This window comes from Pseudomonas sp. P4_C1 (genome assembly GCF_056402155.1).
This window is the reverse complement of sequence record NZ_JBFUHY010000032.1, coordinates 43060-52328: the sequence shown is the minus strand read 5'-3', so window position 1 is coordinate 52328 and position 9269 is coordinate 43060. Positions and strand designations below refer to the sequence as shown.

General features: G+C 60.9%; 7 protein-coding genes. 2 read left to right on the top strand and 5 right to left on the bottom strand.

Features of this window, described 5'->3' with window-relative positions; genetic code table 11:
* Positions 1-17: 17 nt before the first annotated feature.
* The gene (metH, locus tag AC1DU9_RS18145; RefSeq protein WP_223463277.1) at positions 18-3728 is read right to left on the bottom strand and encodes a methionine synthase; all 3711 of its coding nucleotides are present in this window, start codon (positions 3726-3728) and stop codon (positions 18-20) included.
* Between the two features lie 156 nt (positions 3729-3884).
* Here metH and AC1DU9_RS18140 point away from each other — a divergent pair, with 156 nt between their 5' ends.
* Both AC1DU9_RS18140 and nfuA read left to right on the top strand, forming a co-directional pair.
* Complete coding sequence (locus tag AC1DU9_RS18140; RefSeq protein ID WP_223463278.1) at positions 3885-6182, top strand: fatty acid cis/trans isomerase; 2298 nt, start codon at positions 3885-3887, stop codon at positions 6180-6182.
* Between the two features lie 134 nt (positions 6183-6316).
* Positions 6317-6901 (top strand): Fe-S biogenesis protein NfuA, encoded by a 585-nt coding sequence (gene nfuA / locus AC1DU9_RS18135; protein ID WP_007912592.1) that lies wholly within the window; start codon positions 6317-6319, stop codon positions 6899-6901.
* A 142-nt stretch (positions 6902-7043) separates the two neighbouring features.
* Here the strand turns inward: nfuA and cobM are convergent, their stop codons facing one another.
* From cobM to AC1DU9_RS18115, 4 genes are all read right to left on the bottom strand, one after another.
* Complete coding sequence (gene cobM / locus AC1DU9_RS18130; RefSeq protein ID WP_223463279.1) at positions 7044-7790, bottom strand: precorrin-4 C(11)-methyltransferase; 747 nt, start codon at positions 7788-7790, stop codon at positions 7044-7046.
* A gap of 83 nt (positions 7791-7873) precedes the next feature.
* On the bottom strand, positions 7874-8287 hold the full coding sequence (locus AC1DU9_RS18125; protein WP_102671349.1) for a cobalamin biosynthesis protein: 414 nt from the start codon (positions 8285-8287) through the stop codon (positions 7874-7876).
* Positions 8284-8991, bottom strand: a complete 708-nt coding sequence (locus AC1DU9_RS18120) for a CbtA family protein (RefSeq protein ID WP_223463281.1) — start codon at positions 8989-8991, stop codon at positions 8284-8286. Before AC1DU9_RS18120 ends, AC1DU9_RS18125 begins: the two co-directional genes overlap by 4 nt.
* Before the next feature lie 11 nt (positions 8992-9002).
* Complete coding sequence (locus AC1DU9_RS18115) at positions 9003-9194, bottom strand: CbtB domain-containing protein (RefSeq protein WP_223463282.1); 192 nt, start codon at positions 9192-9194, stop codon at positions 9003-9005.
* Between the last annotated feature and the right edge of the window lie 75 nt (positions 9195-9269).

Below are 9269 nucleotides of genomic sequence, written 5' to 3'. Positions count from 1 at the left end.
CCCACAGGGGATGGGGGTTAGTTGTCGTAACCCAGATTAGGCGCCAGCCAACGCTCGGTCACGCTCAGCTCCTGGCCTTTGCGCGAGGTGTAGCTCTGCACCTGGTCCTTGTCGATCTTGCCCACGGCAAAGTATTGCGCCTGCGGGTGAGCGAAGTACCAGCCGCTGACCGCTGCCGCCGGGAACATGGCGTAGTGTTCGGTGAGGAACACGCCGCTGCGGCCTGCGCGCATTTCTTCGGCTTCTGGATCGAGCAGGGCGAACAGCTGGGCTTTCTCGGTGTGATCCGGGCACGCCGGGTAGCCCGGAGCCGGGCGGATGCCAGTGTATTGCTCTTTGATCAGCGCCTCGTTGTCCAGCGTCTCATCCTTGGCGTAACCCCAGTAGTCTTTACGCACCTGCTGGTGCAGCCACTCGGCGCAGGCCTCGGCCAGGCGGTCGGCCAGGGCCTTGACCATGATCGAGTTGTAATCGTCGCCGGCGTCCTGGTAGGCCTTGGCCACCTCTTCGGCACCGATCCCCGCGGTGGTGATGAAGCCACCCACGTAGTCGGTCACTTCACTGTCTTTGGGCGCAACGAAGTCGGCCAGGGAGAAGTTCGGCTTGCCGTCGGTCTTGATGATCTGCTGGCGCAGGTGGTGCAGCTTGGCCATTGGCTTGCCGTCATCGCCATAGAGCTCGATGTCGTCGTCATGCACCTGGTTGGCCGGCCAGAAGCCGAACACCGCGCGGGCGCTGATCAGTTTCTCGTCGATCAGTTTAGTGAGCATTTCCCGGGCATCTTTGTATAGCGAGGTGGCGGCTTCACCGACCACTTCGTCCTGGAGGATGCGCGGGAACTTGCCGGCCAGGTCCCAGGATATGAAAAACGGCGTCCAGTCGATGTATTCGGCCAGAACGTTGAGGTCGATGTTGTCCAGCACCCGCGTACCGGTGAAAGTCGGTTTGACCGGTGTGTAGCTCGCCCAGTCGAATTGCGGCTTCTTGGCGATGGCCGCGCCGTAGCTCAGGCGTTCGGTGCGGGCGCTGCGGTTGGCAGTGCGCTCGCGAACCTCGATGTAGTCCTGGCGGGTTTTCTCGACGAAACCGGCCTTGAGTTCCCTGGACAGCAACTGGGTCGCCACGCCCACGGCGCGGGAGGCGTCGGTGACGTAGATCACCGCGTCGTTGCTGTACTTGGGCTCGATCTTCACCGCCGTGTGCGCCTTGGAGGTGGTGGCGCCACCGATCATCAACGGCAGGTGGAAGTCCTGACGCTGCATTTCGCGGGCGACGTGGACCATTTCATCCAGCGACGGGGTGATCAGGCCGGACAGGCCGATGATGTCGCACTTCTGTTCCTTGGCCACCTGGAGGATTTTCTCCGCCGGCACCATCACGCCGAGGTCGACGATGTCATAGCCGTTACAGCCCAGCACCACGCCAACGATGTTCTTGCCGATGTCGTGCACGTCGCCTTTGACGGTCGCCATCAGGATCTTGCCCTTGGCCTCTGGCTTGTCGCCTTTTTCCAGTTCGATGAACGGGATCAGGTGCGCCACGGCCTGCTTCATCACGCGAGCGGATTTCACCACTTGCGGCAGGAACATTTTACCGGCGCCGAACAGGTCGCCGACGATGTTCATGCCGGCCATCAACGGGCCTTCGATCACTTCGATCGGGCGGGCGAAGGATTGGCGCGACTCTTCGGTGTCTTCAACGATGTGGGTGGTGATGCCTTTGACCAGCGCATGCTCCAGACGCTTGTTGACGTCCCAGTTGCGCCACTCTTCGGTCTCGGCTTCCTTGACACTGCCGTCGCCCTTGTATTTGTCGGCGATGGCGAGGAGAGCGTCGGTGCCTTCCGGGGTGCGGTTGAGGATCACGTCTTCCACGGCGTCGCGCAGTTCCACCGGGATCTGGTCGTAGATCTCCAGTTGGCCGGCGTTGACGATGCCCATGGTCAGCCCGGCGCGGATTGCGTACAGCAGGAATACCGAATGGATTGCCTCGCGCACCGGGTTGTTGCCACGGAACGAGAACGACACGTTGGACACGCCACCGGAGGTCAGCGCATACGGTAGCTCGTCGCGGATGTAAGCACAGGCATTGATGAAATCGACGGCGTAGTTGTTGTGCTCTTCGATACCGGTGGCCACCGCGAAGATGTTCGGGTCGAAGATGATGTCTTCCGGCGGGAAGTCCACTTCGTTGACCAGAATATCGTAGGAGCGCTTGCAGATTTCTTTCTTGCGCGCTTCGGTGTCGGCCTGGCCGGCTTCGTCGAAGGCCATCACCACTACCGCGGCGCCGTAGCGCTTGCACAGTTTGGCGTGATGAATGAACTGCTCGACGCCTTCTTTCATGCTGATCGAGTTGACGATGCCCTTGCCCTGGATGCATTTCAGGCCGGCTTCGATCACTTCCCACTTCGAGGAGTCGATCATGATCGGCACGCGGGAGATGTCCGGTTCGCCGGCAATCAGGTTGAGGAAGGTCACCATGGCCTTCTTCGAATCGAGCATCCCTTCGTCCATGTTGATGTCGATCACCTGGGCGCCGGCTTCGACCTGCTGCAGGGCGACTTCCAGGGCTTCGGTGTAGTTGTCTTCGCGGATCAGGCGGGCGAACTTGGCGGAACCGGTGATGTTGGTCCGCTCGCCGACGTTGACGAACAGCGAACTGCGATCGATGGTGAACGGCTCAAGGCCCGAGAGGCGGCACGCCTTGGGAATGTCCGGAATCTCGCGCGGCGCATAACCGGCCACGGCCTTGGCGATGGCTTCGATGTGGCCCGGCGTGGTGCCGCAGCAACCGCCGACGATGTTGAGGAAGCCGCTCTGGGCGAATTCTTCGATGACCTTGGCGGTTTCCGATGGCAGTTCGTCGTACTCGCCGAATTCGTTCGGCAGGCCGGCGTTCGGGTGCGCGGAAACGTGGGTGTTGGCCTTGTTCGACAGCTCTTCGAGGTACGGGCGCAGTTCGCGGGCGCCGAGGGCGCAGTTCAGGCCGACGGAAATCGGCTTGGCGTGGGCCACGGAGTTCCAGAAGGCTTCAGTGGTCTGGCCGGACAGCGTGCGGCCCGAGGCGTCAGTGATGGTGCCGGAAATCATGATCGGCAGTTCGACGCCCAGTTCTTCGAACACGCCCTGGACGGCGAAGATCGCGGCCTTGGCGTTCAGTGTGTCGAAAATGGTTTCGATCAGGATCAGGTCGGCGCCGCCTTCGATCAGGCCTTTGGTGGATTCGGTGTAGTTCTCCACCAGCTCATCGAAGGTCACGTTGCGGTAGCCGGGGTTGTTCACATCCGGGGACAACGAGCAGGTGCGACTTGTAGGGCCGAGCACGCCGGCGACGAATCGCGGCTTGTCCGGAGTTTCCAGGGTCTTGGCGTCGGCGACCTTGCGCGCCAGGCGAGCGCCTTCTACGTTTAACTCGTAGGCCAGGCCTTGCATGCCATAGTCAGCCAGGGAGATCTGGGTGGCGTTGAAGGTGTTGGTTTCCAGAATGTCGGCGCCAGCGTCCAGGTAGGCTTTTTCAATGCCGCCAATCACGTCCGGGCGAGTCAGTACCAGCAGATCGTTGTTGCCTTTGACATCGCTTGGCCAGTCAGCGAAGCGTTTGCCACGGTAATCCTGCTCTTCGAGCTTGTAGCTCTGGATCATCGTGCCCATACCGCCATCGAGAATCAGGATGCGCTCTTTGAGGGCGTGCTTGAGAGCTTGAAGGCGAACGCTGCGATCGGACATTTGGACTACTCGGTAAGACCATGACGAAGGGCAGGGATGATAGCAAACCTGTGCGCTTTTAGAGCATGACTCGGTTTTGCATGAATATCGTTCATGTTGGCAAGGGTGACAGACCGGTAGAATCGCGGCGTTTTTTCAGGATTCAGGACCAGGGACATGTCGTATCGCTTCGTCATCGGCACATTGCTGTTGTTTTTAAGCTGGGGCGCTGTGGCGCAAAGTCCGGCGATTTCTTCCGTCATTTCATACAGCCGCGACATTCAACCGATCTTCACTGAAAAGTGCGTGGCCTGCCACGCCTGCAACGACGCCGCCTGTCAGCTCAATCTGGGCAGCGGCGAGGGCGCGGCACGTGGCGCGACGAAAGTCCCGGTCTACGACGGGGACCGCCGGCAGGCTGTTGCGCCGACCCGACTATTCTATGACGCCTCCGGCAAACAGGCCTGGCAGCAAAAGGGCTTCTATTCGGTGCTCGATGCCCAGGGCAGCCAGGCCGCATTGATGGCGCGGATGCTGGAACTGGGCCACAAAACCCCATTGCAGCCCAACGCCAGGCTGCCGGAAGACATCGTCCTGGGCCTGAACCGGGAAAACATGTGCGCCATGCCCGGGGAGTTCGACGGCTACGCCGCCAGGCATCCGAAGGAGGGTATGCCGCTGGCAGTGACCGGCCTGACCGACCAGCAGTACCAGACGCTGCAACGCTGGCTGGCGGCAGGGGCGCCCATCGACCGGCAGGGCCTGGTCCCGAGCGCCAAAGAAGCCCAGGAAGTGATCCAATGGGAAAGCCTGCTCAACTCCCCGGGCGCCCGGGAAAGCCTGGTGGGGCGATGGCTGTACGAGCACTGGTTCCTCGCCCATCTCTACTTCAAGGATGGCGAGTCCGGGCATTACTTCCAGTGGGTGCGTTCGCGCACCCCGACCGGCCAGCCGATTGACCTGATCAACACCCGTCGCCCGAACGATGATCCGGGCACGCAGTTCTACTATCGCTTGTGGCCGGTGCAGGGCGTGATCGTGCACAAGACCCACATCACCTATCCGTTGAGTGCGGCGAAGCTGGCGCGGGTCAAGAGCCTGTTCTACAGCGGCAACTGGCAGGTCGACGCATTGCCGGGCTACGGGCCGCAGAGCCGGGCCAACCCGTTTGCCACCTTCGAAGCGATTCCGGCCCAGGCGCGCTATCAGTTCATGCTCGATAACGCCGAGTACTTCGTGCGCACCTTTATCCGTGGGCCGGTGTGTCGCGGTCAGATCGCCACGGACGTGATCCGCGATAATTTCTGGGCGTTGTTCCAGGCGCCCGAGCACGACCTGTATGTCACCGATCCGAACTATCGCGGGCAGGCCACGCCGTTGCTGGCGATGCCGGGGCAGAACGATGATGTCGGCAGCGTCCTCAGCCTGTGGCACGACTACCGCGACAAGCGTAACGAATACGAAGCCTTGCGCCGGGACAGCTACGCCGATGAGCCGGCGCCGAGCTGGTCGACCCTGTGGGCCGGCAATGACAATGCGCTGCTGAGCATCTTCCGCCATTTCGACAGCGCTTCTGTGACCAAAGGCCTGATCGGCGACGTGCCGCAAACCATTTGGCTATTCGACTATCCGCTGCTGGAGCGCACCTACTATCAACTGGCAGTGAACTTCGATGTGTTCGGCAACGTGTCCCACCAGGCCCAGACGCGGCTGTATTTCGACCTGATCCGCAACGGTGCCGAGCAGAATTTCCTGCGCCTGATGCCCGCCGATTCCCGGGATGGCTACCTCGACGACTGGTATCAAAACAGTGGCAAATTCAAGATGTGGCTGGACTACGAGTCCATCGACGATGACAAGCCGACTGCGTTGAGTCTTGATTCGCAGGATCCCAAGCGGGATTTCGCCCGGCAATTGCTGGCCCGTTACGGCGATCTCAATGCCAGGCCCGACCCGATCAATCGCTGCGACGGCGCTTACTGTTCGCGGCCGAACATCGATCCGGACCTGCAAAGTGCCGAGCAGGCGCTAAGCCGCCTGACTTCCCGTCCGGCGGCCGGGTTGAAAGTGATTGATCAGTTGCCGGAAGCGACCCTGCTGCGCATCGAAACCAGCAGCGGCAAGCGTGAGGTCTACAGCCTGTTGCGCAACCGTGCCCACAGTAACGTCGCATTCCTGCTCGGTGAATCGCTGCGCTATCAGCCGGGGCTCGACACCCTGACGATTTTCCCGGGTGTGCTCAGCAGCTATCCGAACTTCATGTTCAACATTCCGGCCGGGCAAGTGCCGGACTTTGTGGATGCGATGGAAAGCGCCAAGGACACCGACAGCTTCGAGAAAATCGTCGAACGTTGGGGAATACGCCGCAGCCATCCGCAATTCTGGGTTTATTTCCATGACCTGAGCCGCTACATCCAGGAAACCGATCCGGTGGAAGAGGGCGTGCTGGACATGAACCGCTACGAGAATCTCTGATCTACCGCAGACCCCCTGCGGGAGCAAGCTCGCTCCCACAGGGATATTGGTGTTTCTTTTCCCGACAAAAATACTAGGACTTTGTCCGGCGCGTTGATTGGCGTAAACTGCGTCCAAGCCTGCGAGGAGTTTCCATGACCGCTATTACCATCACTGACGCCGCCCACGATTATCTGGCTGATCTGCTGTCCAAGCAGAACACCCCGGGCATCGGCATCCGCGTCTTCATCACCCAGCCTGGCACCCAGTACGCCGAAACCTGCATTGCCTACTGCAAGCCGGGCGAAGAAAAACCCGAAGACACCGCGCTGGGGCTGAAAAGCTTCACCGCGTACATCGACCACTTCAGCGAAGCCTTCCTGGACGATGCGGTTGTCGACTACGCCACCGACCGCATGGGCGGCCAGCTGACCATCAAGGCGCCAAACGCCAAAGTACCGATGGTCAACGCCGACAGCCCGGTCAACGAGCGCATCAACTACTACCTGCAAACCGAGATCAACCCGGGGCTGGCCAGCCACGGCGGTCAGGTCAGCCTGATCGACGTGGTCGAAGACGGCATCGCCGTCCTGCAGTTCGGCGGTGGTTGCCAGGGCTGCGGCCAGGCCGACGTGACGCTGAAGGAAGGCATCGAGCGCACCTTGCTCGAGCGCATTCCCGAGCTCAAGGGCGTTCGTGACGTGACCGACCACACGCAGAAAGAAAACGCCTACTACTAAGGTGTTCGCTGCGAAATCAAAAAACGGCGCACCGTGAGCGCCGTTTTTTTATGGGTGAAATTTACTGACGCCATCGCGAGCAAGCTCGCTCCCACAGTTGACCGCATTTCAATGTGGGAGCGAGCTTGCTCGCGATGGGGCCCTACGGGCGATACAAATGAGCATGCCCCGCGCGATACAGCGACGACTCACTGAAGTGGTCACTACCCAGCACCCGACCCACCAGAATCAACGCCGTACGGCGAAAGCCCTTGGCTTCAACCTTCCCGGCAATATCCTCGAGCGTTCCCACCACCCAATCCTGATCCGGCCAGCTCGCGCGGTGCACCACCGCAATCGGGCAATCGGCGCCGTAATGGGGCAGCAGTTCCTCAACGATCTTCGCCAAGTTATTAACCCCCAAGTGGATCGCCATGGTCGCGCCGTGTTGCGCGAGGCTGGAGAACTCCTCTCCGGTTGGCATGGTGGTCTTGTCGGCGTAGCGCGTCAGGATCACGCTCTGGGATACGTCCGGCAGCGTCAGTTCTGCGCCCAAAAGCGCGGCGCAAGCGGCTGTGGCCGTTACGCCTGGGACGATTTCGAACGCAATGTTCAGTTCACGCAGATAGCGAATCTGTTCGCCAATGGCGCCATACAGGCTCGGATCGCCGGAGTGCACCCGGGCAACATCCTGGCCTTTGGCGTGGGCGCTCTTGATCAGGTCGATGATCTGTTCCAGGTGCAGTTCGGCGCTGTTGACCACCTGTTCGGCACAATGACCTTCCAGTACGGCGGCAGGCACCAGGGAGCCGGCATAAATGATCACCGGACAGCTGCGAATCAGCCGCTGGCCCTTGACGGTAATCAGTTCGGGGTCGCCGGGACCTGCGCCAATGAAGTAGACGGTCATCGTCGGTTCCTGTGGGGAAAAAGGGACTGAGCAGGGCTTCAGATGAAGAGTGTTCATGATCGAAGGCGGGGATTATCGGTTTTTTACGCAGCGCCGGCCAATGCCAAGGTTGCCTGAGCATATTTTTGTCGTGGAATCAGCAGTTTTGCCGGGGCCTGGGCCAGTTGTTCCGCCAGGGCCAGTGCGGCGCTTTCCGCCACGCCGTAGCAACCGGTGCGTTCAAACGCTATTTGCGATTGATGACTGAGTTGCGGTTCATATGCGGCCAGTTGTTCACTGCTGAAATACATCAACTCCAGGCCAAGCTGCTGAGCCAGTTCGATTAGCGCAGGTTCGTCACGCTTCGAGTCGATGCTGGCCAGGGCCTTGATTTCATGACGAGCAATCTGGTGCGCCTCCAGTGCCTGATCGAGCAGCGCCAGCAACGTGCTGACGGGGCAGCCCCGTTGGCAGCCCAGGCCGACCACCAGGGTCGGTGCTGTGCTGACGTCAGTCATGCGTGGTATTGGCCATCGCTTTTACGACGGAACAACCAGGCGCTGATCAGGCCCAGGGCCAGCCAGAACGCCACGTTGGTCAGTTGCGAAGCGACTTTGAACTGGGTTTCCAGCGCCTCTGGAGCGAGCATCGAATGCACTTGCGGTTGCGGTGCGCCAATCACATGAGGAACGGCAAGGATTGCCACACCGAGGACTTTCATCAGCCAGTGACGGCTGAATACGATCAGGGCGATACCGACGGCGGTGGAGGCGGCGGTGCCGATCCACCACAGTTGCCGTTGTGCCAGATCGGCTGCGGCAGTGCCGGGCAATTCAGGTGGCAGGCCGAGCGTCGGTGCGAGCACGAACGTCGCATAACCGGCCAGGCCCCAGAGCAGGCCCTGGGAGGTTTTGGTCGGCGCACGCAAGGTGTACAGGCCGGCGAGCATCAGGGCGAAACCGACCGCTACCACCAGATTGCCGCCGGTGGTCGACAGCACGCGCTGCCAGCCGTCTTCCGGCTCCCAGGCTTGCGCATCGTGAGTGTGGGCAGCCATCGCACCGTCGGCGTGCTCATGCATTTCAACAGCGGCCGGTTCGGCTTTTTCGTAAGTCTCGGCCTGCAATATCAGCGGAGCGACCCAGAAGCTTTGCAGCAGGGTCAGCAGCAGGGCGGCCAGCAGCCCGGTGAAACCTGCGGTTTGCGCAATACGCTTGATCATGTCGACAGCTCTCAATGGCACGGGAACGCGGAGCTGTGACGGGTATCGTGGGCGGCGTTGTGCACTGCTTCGATGTGCGAGAAACCGGCGAAATACACCAGGCACGCACCCAGGATCGACGCGCAGACGGCGGCGCTCAGACGTTGGGTCAGGGTTGAGGTGGTGCTCGCGGATGTGTGTTCGGCGCTGCTGATGATCGACATGGCGTTTCCCTCTGGTCTGTCAGCGGGGAATAAGAGCGCATGCAAACCCCCGCACGACCAGCCGCGCAGAGGTTC